Genomic DNA, 20,433 nt, shown 5'->3' on the forward strand with positions numbered 1-20,433 from the left:
TCAACGTAGAGCACTCGCGGGAGCCCGGACGCACCGGGCTGAGAGGGAGGCTGGCCGGCCTCCGACCGTACGAACCTGATCCGGGTCATGCCGGCGAAGGGAGGGGCTGGACGCCCATGTCGCGTACATGCAGTACCCCGGACGTTCTCGTCATCGGGGGCGGAATCATCGGTCTGGTCACGGCCTGGCGGGCCGCGCAGCGCGGGCTGCGCACCGCGGTCGTCGACCCGGAACCGGGCGGCGGGGCCGCCCGCGTGGCGGCCGGAATGCTGGCCGCGGTCACCGAGCTCCACTACGGCGAGGAGACCCTGCTCGCCCTCAACCTCGCCTCCGCGCGCCGCTATCCCGACTTCGTCACCGAGCTCCGGGACGCCACCGGGCACGACGTCGGGTACCGCGCCTGCGGAACGCTCGCCGTCGCGCTCGACGCCGACGACCGGGCGCATCTGCGCGAACTGCACGCCCTGCAGACCCGCTGCGGCCTGGAGTCGGAGTGGCTCAGCGGGCGCGACTGCCGCCGTCTGGAGCCGATGCTGGCCCCGGGCGTGCGCGGCGGACTGCGGGTCGACGGCGACCACCAGGTCGATCCGCGCCGGCTCGCCGCCGCGCTGGTCACCGCCTGCGAGCGGGTCGGAGTGGTCTTCCACCGGGCCCTCGCGGAGCGGCTGGCCGTCGTACGGGACCGGGCGGCGGGCGTGCTGCTCGCCGGGGGCGGGACGCTCGAAGCCGACCAGGTCGTCCTGGCCGCGGGCAGCCTCAGCGGCCGGCTCGCCGGCGTACCGGACGAGGTGCTGCCGCCTGTACGCCCCGTCAAGGGGCAGGTGCTGCGGCTGAGCGTGCCACGGGCCTACGCGCCGTTCCTGTCGCGGACCGTCCGGGCCGTCGTGCGCGGCAGCCACGTCTATCTCGTGCCGCGCGAGAACGGCGAGCTGGTGGTCGGTGCGACCAGCGAGGAACTGGGCTGGGACACCACCGTCACGGCGGGCGGCGTGTACGAGCTGCTGCGTGACGCCCACGAGCTCGTGCCGGGCATCACCGAGCTGCCGCTCACCGAGACCCGCGCGGGGCTGCGGCCCGGTTCGCCGGACAACGCACCGCTGCTCGGCCCGACCGCCCTGCCCGGCCTGCGGCTGGCCACGGGGCACTACCGCAACGGGGTCCTGCTCACCCCCGTCACCGGCGATGTGATGGCCGACCTCCTCACCACCGGCGTGCTTCCGGACGAGGCCCGCCCCTTCAGCCCCCGCCGCTTCTCCCCCGTACCTCAGGAGCAGCCCGTATGAACGTCTCGACGAACGTCTCCGTCAACGGCGAGGCACGTGCCCTCGCCGCGCCCACGACCCTCGACGCCCTGGTCGCGACACTGACGCCGGCGCCGTCAGGGGTGGCCGCGGCCGTCAACGAGACGGTCGTGCCGCGCAGCCAGTGGTCCGCGACCGTCCTCGGCGAGGGCGACCGGGTCGAGGTTCTCACCGCGGTGCAGGGGGGCTGAGCGCGATGTCCGACGACACCTTCCTCCTCGGCGGTACGGAGTTCTCCTCGCGTCTGATCATGGGCACGGGCGGCGCCCCGAGCCTGGACGTCCTCGAACGCTCCCTGATCGCCAGCGGCACCGAGCTCACCACCGTCGCCATGCGGCGCCTCGACCCGACCGTGCAGGGCTCCGTCCTGTCCGTCCTGAACCGGCTCTCCATCCGCGTCCTGCCCAACACGGCGGGCTGCTTCACGGCGGGCGAGGCCGTCCTGACGGCGCGGCTGGCGCGGGAGGCGCTGGGCACCGACTGGATCAAGCTGGAGGTCGTCGCCGACGAACGGACCCTGCTGCCCGATCCGATCGAGCTGCTCGACGCGGCGGAGACGCTGGTGGACGACGGCTTCACGGTCCTGCCGTACACCAACGACGACCCGGTCCTGGCGAGGAAGCTGGAGGACGTGGGGTGCGCGGCGATCATGCCGCTGGGCTCGCCGATCGGCTCCGGGCTCGGGATCCGCAACCCGCACAATTTCCAGCTGATCGTGGAGCGGGCCGGGGTCCCGGTGATCCTGGACGCGGGGGCGGGGACGGCCTCGGACGCCGCCCTGGCGATGGAGCTGGGGTGCGCGGCCGTCATGCTCGCGTCGGCGGTGACCCGGGCGCAGGAGCCGGTGCTGATGGCGGAGGGGATGCGGCACGCCGTGGAGGCGGGCCGCCTGGCGTGGCGGGCGGGCCGGATCCCGCGGCGCCACTTCGCGGAGGCCTCGTCCCCGACGGAGGGCCGCGCGGTCCTGGACCCGGAGCGGCCGGCGTTCTGAGGCCGGTGGAGCGGGCCCCGCGCGTCACAGGTGTGCTGCGGTAGCGGCCGGTGGGGACGGGCGGTCCTCACCGGCTCGTAAACTCGAGGCCGTGGACACGACCCTTCATGACCCCCTCGTCGGGCAGCTGCTCGACGACCGCTACCGCGTCGACGCGCGCATCGCCGTCGGCGGGATGGCCACGGTCTACCGGGCGGTCGACACCCGACTCGACCGGGTGCTCGCGCTCAAGGTGATGCACCCGGACCTCGCCACCGACGCCACCTTCGTGGAGCGGTTCATCCGCGAGGCGAAGTCCGTGGCGCGGCTCTCGCACCCGAACGTCGTCGGGGTCTTCGACCAGGGAGCGGACGGCGCGTACGTCTATCTCGCCATGGAGTACGTCGCCGGGTGCACCCTGCGCGACGTGCTGCGCGAGCGCGGGGCGCTCCAGCCCCGGGCGGCGCTCGACATCCTGGAGCCGGTCCTCGCCGCGCTGGGCGCCGCGCACCGGGCCGGATTCGTGCACCGGGACATGAAGCCGGAGAACGTCCTGATAGGGGACGACGGCCGGGTGAAGGTCGCCGACTTCGGTCTCGTACGGGCCGTCGGCTCGGCCACCAACACCACCGGCTCCGTCCTCGGCACCGTGTCGTACCTCGCCCCCGAGCAGATCGAGCACGGCACGGCGGACACCCGCGCCGACGTGTACGCCTGCGGTGTCGTCCTGTACGAGATGCTGACGGGCGGCAAGCCGCACTCCGGGGACACTCCCGCGCAGGTCCTCTACCAGCATCTGAACACCGACGTCCCGGCCCCGTCCGCCGCCGTCCCCGGTCTCGCCCTCGAACTGGACGAGCTGGTGGCGACCGCGACCGCGCGCAACCCCGACGTCCGTCCGTACGACGCCGTCGCGCTCCTGGCCCTGACCCGGGAGGCCCGTTCGACGCTCGGGGACGAGCAGCTGGACGCGGTCCCGCCGCAGGCGCACCGGGAGGACACCACGGGGGCCGAGGACCGGACCAGCGTCATCCCCCGGACCCTGCCCGCGGAGACCGAGCAGCCGGTGCAGCACACCAGCCGGCTGACGATGCCGCCGCCCGAGCCCCGTCCGGAGTCCCGGCGCGCTCCGCGCCGCCCCCGCGGGCCTCTGCTCGTCGTGGCCGCCGTCCTGCTGGCCCTCGGACTCGGCGCGGGCGTCTGGTACATCAATTCCGGCCAGTTCACCCGCGTCCCGGCCGTCCTCGGCCAGAGCGAGGCGCAGGCCAGCCAGCGGCTCAGGGACGCCGGGCTCGACGTGGGTGCGACGAAGCGCGCCTTCAGCGAGGTGTACGAGCGCGGCACGGTCATGGCCACCGACCCCGCCTCCGGCGCGCGGATCCGCGGCAACGGCACGGTCACGCTCACCATCTCCCGCGGCCCGGAGATCGTGAAGGTCCCGAACCTCAAGGGGAAGCCGCTGGCGGAGGCCAAGCGGCTCCTGGCGAAGGAGGGGCTGGCGCCGGGTGTGATCACCCGGGCGTTCAGCCAGGACATCGCGCAGGGCGCCGTGATCAGCTCCGACCCCGAGCCCGGCACCGAGCGCAGCCCGGACTCGGCCGTGGCCCTGGTCGTGAGCAAGGGTGTCCCGATCGACGTCCCCGACGTGGCCGGCGAGACGGTGGACGAGGCCACGAGCACGCTCCGGGACGCCGGACTCAAGGTGGAGGTGGCCGGCGAGCGCGTCCACTCCCCCGAGGCGGCCGGCACCGTCGCGGCCCAGTCCCTCGCGGAGGGCAGCCGCGCCGCGCAGGGCGACCGGATCGTCCTCACCGTCTCCAAGGGCCCTCGCATGATCGAGGTCCCCGACGTCGTGGGCGAGTCCACCGACACCGCGCGCGAGAGACTGGAAGGCGCGGGCTTCGAGGTGAAGGTCGAGAAGACCTTCCCCTTCCTCGGCGACAAGGTCTCGGGCCAGTCGGTCGAGGGCGGCTCCACCGCCCCCGAGGGCTCCACCGTCACGATCACGATCAAGGGACTGTAAGAACTCATGCGCAACCCCGTCGGCGGCCATGTACCCGTGGCCGGCGGCCTCGCCACGGTCGGTCTGGGCTACGCCCGCGAACTGGGTGCGGAGACCGTCCAGGTCTTCGTCGCCAACCCGCGCGGCTGGGCCACCCCCGTCGGCAACCCGGCGCAGGACGAGCTGTTCCGCGCCGGGTGCGAGGCCGAGTCCCTGTCGGCCTGGGTCCACGCCCCGTATCTGATCAACTTCGGCTCCCACACCGAGGCCACCGTCGAGCGGTCGGTCGAGTCGCTGCGGCACTCGCTGCGCCGGGGCCGTGAGATCGGGGCGAAGGGCGTCGTGGTGCACACCGGTTCGGCGACCGGCGGCCGGCCGCGTGCGGAGGCGCTGGCGCAGGTACGGGAGCGGATGCGGCCGCTGCTCGACGAGCTGACCCACCCGGACGACCCGTTCCTCCTGCTCGAGTCGACGGCCGGGCAGGGGTTCTCGCTCTGCTCACGCGCCGAGGACTTCGGCCCGTACTTCGATGCGCTGGACCGCCATCCGAAGCTCGGCATCTGCCTGGACACCTGCCACATCTTCGCCGCGGGCCACGATCTGACCGGTCCGTACGGGATGACGCAGACGCTCGACCGGCTGGTGGAGGTGGTCGGCGAGGGGCGGCTGAAGCTGATCCACGCAAACGACTCCAAGGATGTCGTCGGCGCGCACAAGGACCGGCACGCGAACATCGGGGCCGGCCACATCGGCGAGGAGCCGTTCCGGGAGCTCATGCGGCACCATGCGACCGAGGGCGTCCCGCTGATCATCGAGACCCCGGGCGGGAAGGAAGGGCACGTGGCGGACGTGGAGCGGCTGAAGAAGCTCAGGGGCCGAGTTTCCCGTTGAGGAATACCCCTGGGGGGTATACGGTTCCTGTCAAGGCAGCAGGAACCGCTACCGGCCATTGGGGGACCTCATGGAGCACGAGGCGCACACGCATCACCACTCCACGCACGACCACGCCACCCACCACGGGCACGAGAGCCAAGCCGCCCACCAGGGCCACGGCGGCCACCAGGGACACACCCCCGGCAAGGTCAGCTGGTCCATGGCGGCGAAGGCCACCCTCCACTGCCTCACCGGATGCGCCATCGGCGAGATCCTGGGCATGATCATCGGAACCGCGCTCGGCTGGGGCAACGCCCCGACGATGGCCCTCGCCATCGTGCTGGCCTTCTTCTTCGGCTACTCGCTGACCCTGTGGGCGGTCGTCCGCGCCGGCCTGAGCCTGAAGGCCGCCATCGGCGTCGCACTCGCCGCCGACACGCTCTCCATCGCCGTGATGGAGATCGTCGACAACGGGGTGCTGCTCCTGGTCCCCGGCGCGATGGACGCACACCTCTCGGACGCGCTGTTCTGGGGCGCCCTGGCCTTCGCCTTCCTCGTCGCCTTCCTGATCACCACACCCGTCAACAAATGGATGATCGGCCGCGGAAAGGGCCACGCGGTGGTCCACCGGTACCACCACTGAGACCGCGCACGAGGGACGGCCCTGGAGCGCTACAGCTCCGGGCCGTCCCCGGGCTCCTCCTGGTACGAGTACCGCTGCTCCGTCCACGGGTCGCCGATGTTGTGATAGCCGCGCTCCTCCCAGAAGCCGCGGCGATCGGCGGTCATGTACTCCACGCCCCGGACCCACTTGGGCCCCTTCCAGGCGTACAGGTGGGGCACCACGAGACGCAGCGGGAAGCCGTGCTCGGCGGTGAGCAGCTCACCGTCCTTGTGGGTGGCGAAGATCGAGCGCTCCGAGGCGAAGTCGGCGAGCCGCATGTTGGCGCTGAAGCCGTACTCGGCCCAGACCATCACATGCGTGACACTGGCGGCCGGCGGGGCGAGCTCCAGGATCGTCCGGGCCGGCACTCCACCCCATTCGGCCCCGATCATGCTGAACTTCGTGACGCAGTGCAGATCGGCCACGACCGTCGAGAACGGGAGCGCCGAGAACTCCTCGTGGTTCCAGCACCGCTTGTCGCCGTCCGCCGTGGCCCCGAAGACCCGGAACTCCCAGCGGTCGGGCTTGAACTTGGGGACGGGGCCGTAATGGGTGACCGGCCAGCCTCGCTGCAGCCGCTGCCCCGGCGGAAGATCCGACTGCCCTGCTTCCCGGTGTACTCCGCTCTCCGGCTGACCCATGTCATCCATGGTGACAGACCGCGAGGGGTGGTCATGACCAGCCAACCTCGCACACCAGCTTGATTCAGGGCAAGCCCCACTAAGCCTGCACTTACTGGACGCCCCCCATCCGTGGTGCAAGGATGCGGCCATCCTGCCCAGTCACGACATAGACATGCGTGGAAGGAGCCTCTGCGATGCAGGGCGACCCCGAGGTCCTCGAGTTCCTCAACGAGCAGCTGACCGGCGAGCTGACGGCCATCAACCAGTACTGGCTGCACTACCGCATCCAGGACAACAAGGGTTGGACCAAGCTCGCCAAGTACACCCGCGAAGAGTCCATCGATGAGATGAAGCACGCGGACAAGCTCACCGAACGCATCCTGATGCTGGACGGTCTGCCCAACTACCAGCGGCTCTTCCATGTGCGGGTCGGTCAGACGATCAAGGAGATGTTCGAGGCGGACCGCCAGGTGGAGGTGGAGGCGATCGACCGCCTCAAGCGCGGCATCGAGGTCATGCGCGCCAAGGGGGACATCACCTCGGCGAACCTCTTCGAGGAGATCCTGGCCGACGAGGAACACCACATCGACTACCTCGACACACAGCTGGAGCTGATCGAGAGCCTCGGCGAGGCGCTGTACATCTCGACGCTCATCGAGCAGCCGAGCTGATCGGCTCCGGGCGGCCCTACGCGGCTTCGGAGAGGTCCTCGGGGGCCGACGTCAGGGCCGGCATTCCCTGGTCCAGGAGCTCGCGTCGGGGGCAGTTGCCGCGCCCGAGGATGGCCTGAATGCGTCGCACACAGGAACCGCAGTCGGTCCCGGCCTTGCAGGCCGAGGCGATCTGGCGAGGGGTGCAGGCGCCCGCGTCCGCGTGCTCCTTGACCTGCTTCTCCGTAACGCCGAAGCATGAGCAGACGTACACGCGGTTCACCTCCTGCCGGGATCGATAAGGCTAACCTAACCTTACCCGGCGCCTACCAGGTGTAAAGCCCGGAAATGACTGTGGGGCGCGGATCACATGGATCCGCGCCCCACAGTCGTAGGAAGCCACTTACTGATCGCGGTACATCTCCGCGACCAGGAACGCCAGGTCGAGCGACTGGCTGCGGTTCAGCCGCGGGTCGCAGGCCGTCTCGTAGCGCTGGTGCAGGTCGTCGACGAAGATCTCGTCGCCGCCGCCCACGCACTCGGTGACATCGTCACCGGTGAGCTCGACATGGATGCCGCCCGGGTGCGTGCCGAGGCCCTTGTGGACCTCGAAGAAGCCCTTGACCTCGTCGAGCACGTCGTCGAAGCGGCGGGTCTTGTGGCCGGAGGCCGCTTCGAAGGTGTTGCCGTGCATCGGGTCGGTGACCCAGGCGACGGTCGCACCGGAGGCGGTGACCTTCTCGACCAGCTCCGGGAGCTTGTCCCGGACCTTGTCGGCGCCCATGCGGACGATGAAGGTCAGCCGGCCGGGCTCACGGTCCGGGTCCAGGCGGTCGATGTACGTCAGCGCGTCGTCGACCGAGGTCGTCGGGCCCAGCTTGATGCCGATCGGGTTCGCGATCTGCGAGGCGAACTCGATGTGGGCGTGGTCGAGCTGGCGGGTGCGCTCACCGATCCAGACCATGTGGCCGGAGGTGTCGTACAGCTTGCCGGTGCGCGAGTCCGTACGGGTCAGCGCACCCTCGTAGTCGAGCAGCAGCGCCTCGTGGGAGGCGTAGAACTCGACGGCCTTGAACTCGGCAGGGTCGGTGCCACACGCCTTCATGAAGTTCAGCGCGTTGTCGATCTCGCGCGCCAGCTGCTCGTAGCGCTGGCCCGAGGGGGACGACTTCACGAAGTCCTGGTTCCAGGCGTGCACCTGGCGCAGGTCGGCGTAGCCGCCGGTGGTGAAGGCGCGCACCAGGTTGAGCGTGGAGGCGGAGGCGTTGTACATCCGCTTCAGACGCTCGGGGTCCGGGATGCGGGCCTTCTCGTTGAAGTCGAAGCCGTTGACCGAGTCGCCGCGGTACGTCGGCAGGGTCACGCCGTCGCGGGTCTCGGTCCCCTTCGAACGGGGCTTGGAGTACTGCCCGGCGATGCGGCCGACCTTGACGACGGGCACGGAGGCCGCGTACGTGAGGACGGCGCTCATCTGGAGCAGGGTCTTGAGCTTGGCACGGATGTGGTCGGCGGAAACGGCGTCGAAGGCCTCGGCACAGTCGCCGCCCTGGAGGAGGAACGCCTCGCCACGGGCGACGGCTCCCATACGGGCGCGCAGCTGATCGCACTCGCCCGCGAAGACGAGCGGCGGATACGACTCGAGGTCCGCGATCACATCGCGCAGAGCCTCGGCATCGGGGTACTCAGGCTGCTGCGCCGCGGGAAGGTCTCGCCAGGTGTTGCCACCGGTTGCGGTGGTCTTAGCGTTCACGGTCACAACCACCACATTACGGGGTCGGGCGACCTGTCCAGGGACGCGACCAGTGGCTGAGACGCGCGTCCGAAATGTCTGTGAACAAGGTTCACGCCTTCGAGTGGTGTTACCCTCACGCGCGTTTAAACATCTGAGACTTGAATTAATCACAGGGGTGGGTGTGACTCAAGGGCACCGCAGGGACCGCAAGAAAAGACGGCTGCTTTACGGTGCGGCGGCGGCGGTCGTCGCCACCGCGACGATCGGCACGATCGCCGTGGCATCGCCCGGCATCCTGGGCTCCTCGGACGACAAGCCGGGCGCGCACGTGTCGCTGCAGTCGCAGTTCGCGCAGGCGGCGGACGAGTTCGACGTGCCGCAGAGCGTGCTGATGGCCGTGGCGTACCGGCAGACGCGGTGGGAGTCCCACGACGGCGAGCCGAGCACGACCGGTGCGTACAACGTCATGGGTCTGACGGATGTCGACCCGGAGGACGTGGAACCCGAGGCCGACGAGGAACGCCTCGAGCACATGAACCGGAGCGGCGACCCCAACGTCGAGAAGCACTTCGACGCACAGAAGGCGCTGCGCACCACGCCGAAGGAGACCGTCGACACCGACGATCCGCGGCTGCACACCCTGGACAAGGCCGCCGAGCTGGTCGACGGCTCCGCCGACTCCCTGAAGAACGACACCGCCGCGAGCATCCGCGCCGGCGCGGCGCTGCTCGCCGAGTACCAGAAGCAGGCGACCGGTGATCTGCCGGACGAGGCCGGTGCCTGGTACCCGGCCGTGGCGCGCTACAGCCAGGCGCCGGACAAGAAGGGCGCCGACCTCTTCGCGAAGCGGGTCTTCGAGTCGATCAAGACGGGCGAGCGGGAGCTCACCACGGACGGCGAGCAGGTCGTCCTGGCCGCCGATCCCTCGGTCGAGCCCGTGAAGCCGTCGAACGTCCCGCTCGCCGCGACCTTCGCGGCGACGACGGCGACGGCCGACTGCCCTGTGGGTCTGAACTGCAACTTCATCCCTGCCGGTTTCCGGCAGAACAGCACGACCGACCCGACGGACTACGGCAACTACAACGTCGCCAACCGCCCCGAGGGCGGCTACGACATCCGCTACATCGCCATCCACGACACCGAGGGCGGCTACGACGGCTCGCTCGCCGTCTTCAAGAACCCGGCGTCGTACGCGAGCGCGCACTACCTGATCCGCGCCTCGGACGGTCTCGTCACCCAGATGGTCGAGAACAAGAACGAGGCCTGGCACGCGGGCAACAAGACCCTCAACATGCACTCGATCGGCATCGAGCACGAGGGCTACGCCATCAAGAGCGGCTCCTGGTACACCGAGCCGCAGTACGAGTCCTCCGCCGCGCTCGTGAAGCACCTGGCGAAGAAGTACTCCATCCCGCTGGACCGCCAGCACATCATCGGCCACGACGAGATCCCCGGCGTGCTCGACGAGAAGGTCCGCACCCAGCACTGGGACCCGGGCCCGTACTGGGACTGGAACCACTACATGTCGCTGCTGGGCGCCCCGACGGGTGTCGGCGGCGCGGGCGGGCTGCTCAAGGCGGGCCAGATCGTTCGCTACGTCCCGCCGTTCACCACGGCCAACCAGCCGACGCTGACGTACGGCGGAGCCGCTGTCGCCGCACGGCCGTCGAACTTCAACTACCTCTACACCTCGCCGTCGACGAGCTCGGCCACCCTCACCGACCCGTACTTCTCGTCCACCTGGTCGGAAGGTTCCAACTGGGCGAACAAGCTGGTCGCGGGCGGCGAATACGTGGTCGCGGAGAGCCAGTACAACTGGACGGCGATCTGGTACGGCGGCAAGAAGGCCTGGTTCCAGAACCCCGGCGGCCAGTGGACCGTCCCGGTCGGCACGGGCACCAAGACGGTGACGCCGAAGGCCGGCCTGACCTCCGTCAAGGTCTACGGCCGTGCCTACCCCGAAGACGCGGCGTACACGGGGACGAACGTCGCGGTCCAGTCCCGCGGCCAGGAGTCGCTGACGAAGTACAGCAGCCTCCTGCTGTCGGGCCAGAAGTACGTCCAAGGTGGCGCCCAGGTCGCCGGTGACTACTACTACGGCGGCACCTTCGACGGAACGGGCGCCGGCTCGCGCACCCTGGTCAAGGGCACGACGAACCAGTTCATCCCGATCCGGTTCAACCACCGGATCGCCTGGGTGAAGGCGTCCGACGTGGACGTGGTCGCCGGTGCCGCACCGGCCACCGCGACCAACCGCTACAACGTCGTCGCCCGTGACAGCTCCGGCGTCATCTGGCAGTACCAGGGCACCGGCAGCGCGTCGTGGCAGTTCCTGAACCGCTACCGCGTCGGCAGCGGCTGGCAGGGCTACGACGTCATCACCCCGATGACCGCGCTGCGCGCCGACGGCACCGGTGACGTCGTGGGTCGCGAAGGCGGCGACGTGCTCTGGTACCACCAGGGCAGCGGCAACCCGTCCGCGCCCTTCAAGGCGCGAGTCAAGGTCGGTCCCGGCTGGGGCGGCTACGACAGGATCGTCGGCATGCGTGACCTGACCGGTGACGGCAAGGCCGACCTGCTCGCGCGCGAGAAGTCGGGCGCGATCTACCTGTACCAGGGCACCGGCAACCCGTCCGCGCCGTTCACCACCCGCGCGAAGCTCGGCACGGGCTGGCAGGGCTACACCATCATCCTCGGCGCCGGCGATCTGACGGGTGACGGCAAGCCCGACATCCTGGGCCGCGAGGCGTCCGGCGTCCTGTGGATGCACAAGGGCACGGGTAACGCCGCCGCGCCGTACACCAGCCGGGTCCAGGTCGGCACCGGCTGGAACATGCACAACGTCATCCTCGCTCCGAGCGACCTGACCGGTGACGGCAGGGTGGACCTGATGGCACGGGACACCACCGGCGTCGCATGGCTGTACCCCGGCACGGGCAGCGCCACGTCCCCGATCGGCGCGCGCATCAAGATGGGTCCGGGCTGGGGGATCTACAACTCGATCTTCTGATCCGAGGAATCGATCCTGTCGATCTGTGAAGAGGGGCCCGGCCCGCACCGTCCACGGTGCGGACCGGGCCCCGTTTCCCTGTCCGGCTGGGCTACAGTGCTCGCATGTTCGCGCCGCAGATCCAGAACTGGTGGTGGACCGCTCATCCGGCGGCCCACTGACTGCGCGTACACCGAGACACGCGAAGGCCGCCCCGAGGGGCGGCCTTCTTCCGTTTCAGGAGCCGTTCCTCTCCGAATTCCCCGGAAGGAACACGCACCATGGACCTCTCCCGACTCCTGGACCCCTCCTGCCCTCCCTTCGCGCTGCTCCGCAGGCGCACACCGGGCCGTGATCACGACACCGTCGACGTGCTGATCGGCGCGGTCCACGAGGCCGGGCGGCTCGCCGAGCTGCCCGTCGGCACGCTGCCGACGCTCGCCCTCGTGCCGTTCCGGCAGATCCGCGAGCGCGGCTTCGACGTCCGCGACGACGGCACCCCGCTCGCCGTCCTGGTCGCCGAGGAGGCGTACGAGCTGCCGCTCGCCACCGCGATGGAGCAGCTGCCCGGCCATGACGTACGGGTGGAGGGTGGCGGGTTCGACGTGTCGGACGAGGCGTACGCCGAGACCGTACGGCGGGTCATCGACGAGGAGATCGGCTCCGGCGAGGGCGCCAACTTCGTCATCCGCCGCACCTACACCGGCGAGATCCCGGGCTTCGGACGCGCCGACGCCCTGGCGCTGTTCCGTCGGCTGCTCGCGGGCGAGCGGGGCGCGTACTGGACCTTCGTCGTCCACACCGGGGACCGCACGCTGGTCGGTGCGAGCCCCGAGGTGCACGTCCGGATGTCCGGGGGCACGGTCGTGATGAATCCGATCAGCGGCACGTACCGCTACCCGTCGGGCGCCGCTCCGACCCCCGAGGACCTGCTGACCTTCCTCGCCGACCGCAAGGAGACCGAGGAGCTCTCCATGGTGGTCGACGAGGAGCTGAAGATGATGTGCACCGTCGGCGACATGGGCGGAGTGGTGATCGGTCCCCGGCTCAAGGAGATGGCGCATCTCGCGCACACCGAGTACGAGCTGCGCGGCCGTTCGTCCCTCGACGTGCGGGAGGTGCTGCGGGAGACGATGTTCGCGGCGACGGTCACCGGCTCCCCCGTACAGAACGCCTGCCGGGTCATCGAGCGGCACGAGGCCGGCGGGCGCGGCTACTACGCGGGCGCCCTGGCCCTGCTCGGCACCGACGAGAACGGGGTCCAGACGCTGGACTCCCCGATCCTCATCCGGACCGCCGACATCGCCCGGGACGGGCGGCTGCGGGTGCCGGTCGGCGCGACCCTGGTGCGCCACTCCGACCCGGCGGGCGAGGTCGCCGAGACCCATGCCAAGGCGGCGGGTGTGCTCGCCGCCCTGGGAGTTCGGGAGGGTCGGCCGCGCGAGGAGTCCCCGCGGGCGGCCCGGCTCGCGGACGATCCGCGGGTGCGGGCTGCGCTGGACGCCCGGCGGGCCGATCTGGCGCCGTTCTGGCTGCGGATGCAGGTCCGGTCGGCCGAGCTGAGCGGCCACGCGCTGGTGATCGACGCCGAGGACACGTTCACCGCGATGCTCGCGCATCTGCTGCGCTCCTCGGGTCTGGAGGTGTCGGTCGTCCGCTACGACGAGCCGGGACTGCGGCAGCTCGCGCTCTCCCACGACGGCCCGGTGGTGCTCGGCCCGGGGCCGGGGGATCCGTCGGACGCCGCCGATCCGAAGATGCGTTTCCTGCGCGGGCTCACCGCCGATCTCGTAGGGGGCCACCGGCACGGACTGCTCGGTGTCTGCCTCGGCCACGAGCTGATCGCGGCCGAACTGGGCCTGGAGATCGCCCGCAAGCGCACCCCCTTCCAGGGGGCGCAGATGCGGATCGACCTCTTCGGGCAGGAGCAGACGGTCGGCTTCTACAACAGCTTCACGGCCCGCTGCGACGACCGGACGGCCACCGAACTGGCCCTGCACCGGATCGAGGTGAGCCGCGACGCGGCGACGGACGAGGTCCACGCCCTGCGCGGGCCGGGCTTCGCGGGCGTCCAGTTCCACCCGGAGTCGGTGCTGACGAGGGAAGGGGCCGCGCTGACCGCGTCACTGCTCGCCGGGGTGCGGGCCCAGGACGGACACGCCCTGGGGCGCGGGTGAGCGATGGGCCGTACATGCGCGAACAGCGCGTATACGGCCCATGCCCTCGGGGTGCTCAGCCGAAGAAGACGCCCACCTCGGCGTAGAGCGCCGGATCGACCGTCTTCAGCCGTGCCGTGGCCTCGGAGATCGGGACGCGGACGATGTCGGTGCCGCGCAGCGCGACCATCTTTCCGAAGTCCCCGTCGCGCACGGCCTCGATGGCGTGCAGACCGAAGCGGGTGGCGAGCCAGCGGTCGAAGGCGCTGGGGGTGCCACCGCGCTGCACATGGCCGAGGACGGTGGTGCGGGCCTCGTTGCCGGTCCGCCGCTCGATCTCCTTGGCGAGCCACTCGCCCACGCCCGAGAGCCGGACGTGTCCGTACGAGTCGAGGGTGCCGTCCTTGAGGACCATGTCCCCGTCCCGGGGCATCGCGCCCTCCGCGACGACCACGATCGGGGCGTACGTGGCCTTGAAGCGCGAGGTGACCCAGGCGCAGACCTGGTCGAGGTCGAAGCGCTGCTCGGGGATGAGGATGACGTTGGCGCCGCCCGCGAGGCCGGAGTGCAGGGCGATCCAGCCGGCGTGGCGGCCCATCACCTCCACCACCAGGACCCGCATATGGGACTCGGCGGTGGTGTGGAGGCGGTCGATGGCCTCGGTGGCGATCCCGACGGCGGTGTCGAAACCGAAGGTGTAGTCGGTGGCGGACAGGTCGTTGTCGATGGTCTTCGGCACGCCCACGCAGGGGACGCCGTACTCGTCGACCAGCCGGGCGGCGACCCCGAGGGTGTCCTCGCCGCCGATCGCGATCAGGGCGTCGACCTCGCACTTGGCGAGGTTCTCCTTGATCCGGCGGATGCCGTTCTCCACCTTGAGCGGATTGGTGCGCGAGGAGCCGAGGATGGTGCCGCCGCGCGGCAGGATGCCGCGGACGGCTGGGATGTCGAGCCGTACGGTGACGCCGTCCAGCGGGCCGCGCCAACCGTCGCGGAACCCGGTGAACTCGTAGCCGTACTCCTGGATGCCCTTGCGGACGATGGCGCGGATGACCGCGTTGAGACCGGGGCAGTCGCCGCCCCCGGTCAGTACGCCGACGCGCATGGAGCTCTCCTTCACCGTGGCGGACGGGATGCGCGACCCACGCTAGTAGTGACGTGGGTCACTCCGACACAGCGCGAAGAGTGAATTGTCCGTGCCCGCCCGGACGATGGGCCCTGCACGCCCGGAAGACCGGGCCGGGCGCGCCCGGAGACCTGGCGGCCCGGCGCGCCCGGAGCGCTCAGGCGTCGTCGAGGCCGCGCTCGATGGCGTACCGGACGAGCTCCACGCGGTTGTGCAACTGGAGCTTGCCGAGGGTGTTCTGGACGTGGTTCTGCACCGTGCGGTGCGAGATGACCAGGCGCTCGGCGATCTGCTTGTAGCTCAGCCCCTTGGCGACCAGACGCAGGACCTCGGTCTCGCGCTCGGTCAGCTGCGGCGCCTTCGACTCGTCGCCGCCGGCCGCCGGAACGGGCTCGGAGGCGAGGCGGCGGTACTCGCCGAGCACCAGGCCCGCGAGACCAGGGGTGAAGACGGGGTCGCCGACCGCGGTGCGGCGCACGGCGTCGATCAGCTCGGCCGTGCTGGCGGACTTCAGCAGATAGCCGGTGGCGCCGGACTTGACCGCCTCCAGCACGTCGGCGTGCTCGCCGCTCGCGGAGAGCACGAGGACCCTCAGCCGGGGGTTGGCGCCGACCAGCTCCTTGCAGACCTGGACGCCCGGCTTGGCGGGCAGGTTGAGGTCCAGGACGAGGACGTCCGGGGCGGCCGCGCCGGCGCGGCGCACGGCCTGTTCGCCGTCGCCCGCCGTGGCCACCACGTCGAAGCCCGCCTCGGCGAGGTCGCGGGCGACCGCGTCCCGCCACATCGGGTGGTCGTCCACGACCATCACTCTGATCTGCTGCTCGCTCATCGTGTTCCTGCCTTCCCCCGTGGATCCCGCGGGACCTTCAGTTCGACTTCCGTGCCCTGGCCCGGGACCGAGATCAGCTCGGCCGTGCCGCCCAGATCGCGCAGTCTGCCCCGGATGGACAGGGCGACGCCCATCCGGCCCTCGCCCTCGGCCTGGGCCAGCCGCCCCTCCGGGATGCCCGGGCCGTCGTCCCGTACCGTCACGATCACCTCGTCCGGCCAGTCCTCGACCAGGATCCAGGCCCGGGCGTTCCCGCCCGCGTGCACCCGGACATTGTCCAGGGCGGCACCGACGGCGGCGGCCAGCTCGCGGGCGGCGGCGGGCTGCAGCAGGACCGGGGCGCCCGGGTCGGAGAGCGTGACCTTCGCCCCGGCGCGCGGGGCGAGCAGGGCGCGCAGATCGACCGGGCAGTCGTCGTCCGGCTCCTCGACGATGCGGACCACGGCGCCTTCGGACTCGTCCTCGGAGACCAGCGACGGGCGGGTCAGCCCACCCGCGACCAGGGTCCGCAGCGCGACCTCCTGCTCCCCCGCCATCCGGCCCAGCTCGGCGGCCTCGCCGCCCAGTGCCGTGCCGCGCCGCTGCACCATCGCCAGAATCTGGAGGACGCTGTCGTGGATGTCCCGGGCGAGCCGCTCCCGCTCCCGGGTCGCGGCCTCGATCTCCAGGGCGCGGGCGAGGGTGCGTTCGGATGCGCGGGCGACCTCGACGACGTAGCCGATGGCGATGGACGCCACCCACACGAGGAGGACGTTGTGAAGGGTGTCCCGGGTGGGGTGGGCGCGCTCGATGATGTTGGCGACGGCGACCAGCGAGGAGGCGAAGCCGGCCCAGCGCCAGCCGCCCTTGATCGCGTACGCGAGGACGGCTCCGGCGGTCCATATCGTCGGCAGAGTAGGACCGTCGACCGACTGGGCCTGCTCGTCCGCGAGCGGGGTGAGCAGGATGCCGGTCAGGGCGACGGCCAGGTCGGCGATCAGAAAACGCTTGGTGCAGCTGGCCGCGTTCGCCACCTTGGGCAGGGTGGCGAGGGTCCAGACGCACATGACGGCGAGGAAGGCGACGGCCACCCAGGGCCGCTCGTAACGGTCCCGGGCGAAGACGAAGATCAGAACGGCGTAGATCATCGTTCCGACGCGGTACGCGGTGAGCGCGCGCCACAGCGGCTGCTCAACCGACATCCGCACGACACGCTCGCGCTTGGCCATCTCCCCCACCCCCGGGCGCCCCCTCTACGAGAGGGTCAGGCGCCGGACTCTTCCCGCGCCGCGATCTCGGCCTTGACGGCCTCCTTGGCGGCCTTCTCGGCATCCGCGATCTGACGCTTGGCAGCGGTCGCGTAGATGTCGACGTACTCCTGGCCGGACAGCTTCATGATCTCGTACATGACCTCGTCGGTCACCGAGCGGAGGATGAAGCGGTCGCCCTCCATGCCCTGGTAGCGGCTGAAGTCGAGCGGCTTGCCGATCCGGATCCCCGGGCGCATCAGCTTGGGGACGACCTTGCCGGGCGGCTGGATCTTCTCGGTGTCGATCATGGCGACCGGGATGACCGGCGCGCCGGTGGCCAGCGCCACGCGCGCGAGACCGCCGGGCTTGCCGCGGTAGAGCCGGCCGTCGGGCGAGCGGGTGCCCTCGGGATAGATCCCGAAGAGCCCGCCCTTCTCGATGACGTCGATACCGGCCTTGATCGCCGCCTCGCCCGCACCGCGGGCGCCGGAGCGGTCCACGGGGAGCTGGCCGACGCCCTTGAAGAAGGCGGCGGTGAGCTTGCCCTTCACACCAGGCGAGGTGAAGTACTCGGCCTTGGCGATGAAGGTGACCTTGCGGTCGAGGACCGCCGGCAGGAAGAAGGAGTCCGAGAAGGACAGGTGGTTGCTCGCGAGGATCGCCGGCCCCTCGGCGGGAATGTTCTCGAGGCCCTCCACCCAAGGCCTGAAGGCGACCTTCAGTGACCCTCCGATGGAGAACTTCATTGCGCCGTAGATCAACTCGAGTACCTTCCGTGTGCTGTCGGACAGACCTTATCCCGCCTTTTCCCGCCTGCCCTCGCGGGTGTGGCCGTGTGCGGGGCACCTTCGTGCGAACGGCCCTGGTCGGTGTCGGTCCGGTCGCGTACGGTGAAGGTTCTTCCCTCTTTCGTCGTTGCTTCGTCGCGGTACTCGCCGTACTCGCACCTCGAAGCCGAACCCGAACAGGAGACCCCGGTGCCGGTCCTTCCTGGAGCCGAGCCGTACCGCCATGAGGGCGGAGAGGTCGGCGTCCTTCTCTGTCACGGTTTCACCGGTTCCCCGCAGTCGCTGCGCCCGTGGGCGGAGTATCTGGCCGAGCGCGGTCTCACGGTGTCGCTGCCGCTGCTGCCCGGGCACGGCACGCGCTGGGAGGACATGCAGCTCACGACCTGGCACGACTGGTACGCGGAGGTGGACCGGGCGCTGCGGGAGCTGCTCGCGAGCTGCGAGCGGGTCTTCGTCTTCGGCCTGTCCATGGGCGGGGCGCTGGCCCTGCGGCTCGCGGCCAAGTACGGGGACGCGGTGCAGGGCCTCGTCCTGGTGAACCCGGGCAACAAGGTCCATGGCCTGGCGGCGCACGCGCTGCCGGTGGTCCGCCACTTCGTCCGGTCGACGAACGGCATCGCCAGCGACATCGCCAAGGAGGGCGCGGCGGAGGTCGGGTACGACCGGGTGCCGCTGCACGCGGCGCACTCCCTGCGCCGGTTGTTCCAGACGGTGGACGCGGAGCTGCCGCAGGTCACGCAGCCGCTGGTGGTCCTGCACAGCACGCAGGACCATGTGGTGCCGCCCGCCGACACGGCGCGGATCCTGAGCCGGATCTCCTCGACGGACGTGAAGGAGATCCTGCTGGAACAGAGCTACCACGTGGCGACGTTGGACCACGATGCGGAGCGGATCTTCGAGGAGAGCTGGGCGTTCCTCTGCCGCCTCGCTCCGGAGGCCGTGGGGGAGAAGGGGAGCACGAGCAGTGGCTGAGCAGCAGGACGGCGAGCGCGAGCCGCAGCCGATCGACGAGGAAGCGGCCTGGGCCGCGATCGTCGCCGGGTACGGCGAGGAGCCGGCGGACCCTCCGGGGGCGAGGCCCTTCAGATCGGTGGAGGACCTGGCACTGCCGGAGCCCGTGGAGGGTTCCGACGACGGTGACGACGACGGCGAGGACGACGAGGAGGAGGAAGAGGACGGCGAGGACGAGGATCCTCGGAAGCCCGTCCTCGGCGGCTCGGTCGTCTTCGCGCCCGGTGTGAGCGTGGGCGGCGGCCCGCGCGACTACGAACTCGCGGATCCGGACGCCGAGACCGGCGAGAAGCCGTCCGGCAAGAAGGGCGAGGACGGCGACGAGGGCCACTTCGTCCCGCCGGAGCCGCCGCCGCTGCCGGAGGCGGACGCGACCACGAAGTTCGCGTGGCTCGGCGTCGTCGGCGGCCCCGTCCTGATGCTGCTCGCGGTGCTGCTCAAGTGGGACATGACGTGGTGGCTGACGACGCTCTGCGTGGGCGGCTTCCTCGGCGGCTTCGCGACGCTGGTGGCCCGCATGAAGCACGACGACGACGATGACGGCTTCGACGACCCGGGGCGCGGCGCGGTGGTGTAGCGGACCGGGCGCCGCTCCGTCCGTTCCTGGCCGGGGGATCCTGGCGGCCGCGAGGACCGGAAGGTGGGCTGATCCTCCCGGCGGACCGCGTCCGCCGGGTGCCGTCGCCCCGGCCTCCGGCCCGCGCCTCCGGCCCGCCGCTCAGGTCGCCGGAATCCTGACCGCCGCGAGGACCGGGAGGTGGTCCGTCGCCGCTCTCAGGTCCGTCGGGTCGAGCTCCGTCGGGACTCCGCAGCCCAGGAACTCGACGCCCTCGGTCGCCAGGATCGCGTCGATGCGCTGGTGCGGGTCGGTGGGTGTCGAGGTGTACTCGCCGCCCCAGGGGCCGGCCGCCCAGCCGTCCTGGAGCTCCTTGGTGAGACGGGTGAAGCTCCGGCCGCCGGGGCGTTCGTTGAGGTCCCCTGCGACGATCGTGTGCGGGACGTCCATGGCGGCGACCCGGTCGAGAACCATCCCGGCCTGCGCGTACCGTTCGTCGCTCCGCAGACTCAGATGACAGCTGATCAGCCCGACCCTCGCGCCCGCGAACCGTACGACGGCGGTGGCGAGGCCGCGCCGGTGCAGCCCGGGGGTCAGCGGCAGCAGCACGTCCTCGGTCCGCTCCACGGTGGCCCTCAGCGAGCACATCAGCAGCGGCCCGGCGGCCGTGGCGCCGCCGCTCAGCACGACGAGCTCGCTCTTGGCGGCGAGCCGGGCCGCGTGCTTGCGCCAGCGGAAGAAGCGCGGCGCCTCCTGGACGAAGACGAGATCGGGCGCGCAGGCCCGGATGACCCGGGCGAGGGCGTCCTCGTCGTCACGCATCGAGCGGATGTTGTAGCTGAGCACCCGGACGACGGCCGAACCGTCCGCCTCGGTGCGGGAGTTGGGCAGCCCGGTGATCGCCATGCCCAGCAACATACGACAACCGCCCGTC

The 20,433-nt window shown here is 70.9% G+C and carries 20 protein-coding genes and 1 riboswitch; of the genes, 12 read left to right on the forward strand and 8 right to left on the reverse strand.

Features of this window, described 5'->3' with window-relative positions; genetic code table 11:
- Positions 1-6 precede the first annotated feature (6 nt).
- Positions 7-119, forward strand: a riboswitch (TPP riboswitch).
- The 6 genes from thiO to ACZ561_RS29430 all read left to right on the forward strand — a co-directional run bounded on the left by thiO (position 117) and on the right by ACZ561_RS29430 (position 5,789).
- Positions 117-1,283 carry a glycine oxidase ThiO gene (gene thiO, locus ACZ561_RS29405; RefSeq protein ID WP_471000532.1) on the forward strand — a complete coding sequence of 389 codons (1,167 nt, stop codon included), beginning with the start codon at positions 117-119 and terminating at the stop codon, positions 1,281-1,283. (Overlaps the previous riboswitch by 3 nt.)
- Positions 1,280-1,492 carry a sulfur carrier protein ThiS gene (gene thiS, locus ACZ561_RS29410; RefSeq protein WP_471000535.1) on the forward strand — a complete coding sequence of 71 codons (213 nt, stop codon included), beginning with the start codon at positions 1,280-1,282 and terminating at the stop codon, positions 1,490-1,492. Before thiO ends, thiS begins: the two co-directional genes overlap by 4 nt.
- Before the next feature lie 5 nt (positions 1,493-1,497).
- Positions 1,498-2,292, forward strand: coding sequence for a thiazole synthase (locus tag ACZ561_RS29415; RefSeq protein WP_376442384.1), 795 nt, complete (start codon positions 1,498-1,500; stop codon positions 2,290-2,292).
- A gap of 91 nt (positions 2,293-2,383) precedes the next feature.
- Positions 2,384-4,294 carry a Stk1 family PASTA domain-containing Ser/Thr kinase gene (pknB, locus tag ACZ561_RS29420; protein WP_471000538.1) on the forward strand — a complete coding sequence of 637 codons (1,911 nt, stop codon included), beginning with the start codon at positions 2,384-2,386 and terminating at the stop codon, positions 4,292-4,294.
- A gap of 6 nt (positions 4,295-4,300) precedes the next feature.
- Positions 4,301-5,164 (forward strand): deoxyribonuclease IV, encoded by an 864-nt coding sequence (locus ACZ561_RS29425; protein ID WP_471000541.1) that lies wholly within the window; start codon positions 4,301-4,303, stop codon positions 5,162-5,164.
- A 70-nt stretch (positions 5,165-5,234) separates the two neighbouring features.
- Positions 5,235-5,789 (forward strand): DUF4396 domain-containing protein, encoded by a 555-nt coding sequence (locus ACZ561_RS29430; protein WP_471000544.1) that lies wholly within the window; start codon positions 5,235-5,237, stop codon positions 5,787-5,789.
- Positions 5,790-5,818: 29 nt separating this feature from the next.
- Here the strand turns inward: ACZ561_RS29430 and ACZ561_RS29435 are convergent, their stop codons facing one another.
- Entirely contained in the window at positions 5,819-6,451 is a 633-nt protein-coding gene (locus ACZ561_RS29435; protein ID WP_471000547.1) for a sulfite oxidase-like oxidoreductase, read from the reverse strand.
- A 176-nt stretch (positions 6,452-6,627) separates the two neighbouring features.
- Here ACZ561_RS29435 and bfr point away from each other — a divergent pair, with 176 nt between their 5' ends.
- Complete coding sequence (gene bfr / locus ACZ561_RS29440; RefSeq protein WP_376442373.1) at positions 6,628-7,104, forward strand: bacterioferritin; 477 nt, start codon at positions 6,628-6,630, stop codon at positions 7,102-7,104.
- Between the two features lie 16 nt (positions 7,105-7,120).
- Here the strand turns inward: bfr and ACZ561_RS29445 are convergent, their stop codons facing one another.
- Together ACZ561_RS29445 and ACZ561_RS29450 are read right to left on the reverse strand one after the other, a co-directional pair.
- Positions 7,121-7,366, reverse strand: a complete 246-nt coding sequence (locus tag ACZ561_RS29445) for a (2Fe-2S)-binding protein (protein WP_329121521.1) — start codon at positions 7,364-7,366, stop codon at positions 7,121-7,123.
- A gap of 120 nt (positions 7,367-7,486) precedes the next feature.
- On the reverse strand, positions 7,487-8,839 hold the full coding sequence (locus ACZ561_RS29450) for a class II 3-deoxy-7-phosphoheptulonate synthase (protein ID WP_471000551.1): 1,353 nt from the start codon (positions 8,837-8,839) through the stop codon (positions 7,487-7,489).
- 157 nt (positions 8,840-8,996) lie between these two features.
- Between ACZ561_RS29450 and ACZ561_RS29455 the strand changes: the two genes are divergently transcribed.
- The 3 genes from ACZ561_RS29455 to ACZ561_RS29465 all read left to right on the forward strand — a co-directional run bounded on the left by ACZ561_RS29455 (position 8,997) and on the right by ACZ561_RS29465 (position 13,981).
- Positions 8,997-11,825, forward strand: a complete 2,829-nt coding sequence (locus ACZ561_RS29455; RefSeq protein WP_471000554.1) for an N-acetylmuramoyl-L-alanine amidase — start codon at positions 8,997-8,999, stop codon at positions 11,823-11,825.
- Positions 11,826-11,929: 104 nt separating this feature from the next.
- Positions 11,930-11,986 carry a trp operon leader peptide gene (locus ACZ561_RS29460; RefSeq protein ID WP_071892416.1) on the forward strand — a complete coding sequence of 19 codons (57 nt, stop codon included), beginning with the start codon at positions 11,930-11,932 and terminating at the stop codon, positions 11,984-11,986.
- 99 nt (positions 11,987-12,085) lie between these two features.
- Positions 12,086-13,981: an anthranilate synthase family protein gene (locus tag ACZ561_RS29465; RefSeq protein WP_471000557.1), complete on the forward strand. Its 1,896-nt coding sequence runs from the start codon at positions 12,086-12,088 to the stop codon at positions 13,979-13,981.
- Positions 13,982-14,036: 55 nt separating this feature from the next.
- On the opposite strand, the gene ACZ561_RS29470 is transcribed toward ACZ561_RS29465, so the two are convergent.
- From ACZ561_RS29470 to ACZ561_RS29485, 4 genes are all read right to left on the reverse strand, one after another.
- Complete coding sequence (locus ACZ561_RS29470; RefSeq protein ID WP_376442362.1) at positions 14,037-15,065, reverse strand: 6-phosphofructokinase; 1,029 nt, start codon at positions 15,063-15,065, stop codon at positions 14,037-14,039.
- Positions 15,066-15,243: 178 nt separating this feature from the next.
- Complete coding sequence (locus ACZ561_RS29475; protein WP_362363627.1) at positions 15,244-15,915, reverse strand: response regulator transcription factor; 672 nt, start codon at positions 15,913-15,915, stop codon at positions 15,244-15,246.
- Positions 15,912-17,123, reverse strand: a complete 1,212-nt coding sequence (gene macS, locus ACZ561_RS29480; protein WP_471000560.1) for a MacS family sensor histidine kinase — start codon at positions 17,121-17,123, stop codon at positions 15,912-15,914. Before macS ends, ACZ561_RS29475 begins: the two co-directional genes overlap by 4 nt.
- Positions 17,124-17,158: 35 nt before the next feature.
- Positions 17,159-17,905: a lysophospholipid acyltransferase family protein gene (locus ACZ561_RS29485; RefSeq protein ID WP_376442356.1), complete on the reverse strand. Its 747-nt coding sequence runs from the start codon at positions 17,903-17,905 to the stop codon at positions 17,159-17,161.
- A 216-nt stretch (positions 17,906-18,121) separates the two neighbouring features.
- On the opposite strand from ACZ561_RS29485, the gene ACZ561_RS29490 reads away from it, so the two are divergent.
- Positions 18,122-18,904, forward strand: a complete 783-nt coding sequence (locus ACZ561_RS29490; protein ID WP_471000564.1) for an alpha/beta hydrolase — start codon at positions 18,122-18,124, stop codon at positions 18,902-18,904.
- Positions 18,897-19,520, forward strand: a complete 624-nt coding sequence (locus tag ACZ561_RS29495; RefSeq protein ID WP_471000567.1) for a hypothetical protein — start codon at positions 18,897-18,899, stop codon at positions 19,518-19,520. Before ACZ561_RS29490 ends, ACZ561_RS29495 begins: the two co-directional genes overlap by 8 nt.
- A gap of 141 nt (positions 19,521-19,661) precedes the next feature.
- On the opposite strand, the gene ACZ561_RS29500 is transcribed toward ACZ561_RS29495, so the two are convergent.
- Entirely contained in the window at positions 19,662-20,405 is a 744-nt protein-coding gene (locus ACZ561_RS29500; RefSeq protein WP_471000569.1) for an endonuclease/exonuclease/phosphatase family protein, read from the reverse strand.
- Positions 20,406-20,433: the final 28 nt, after the last annotated feature.

Source organism: Streptomyces sp. NPDC039609 (assembly GCF_055596705.1).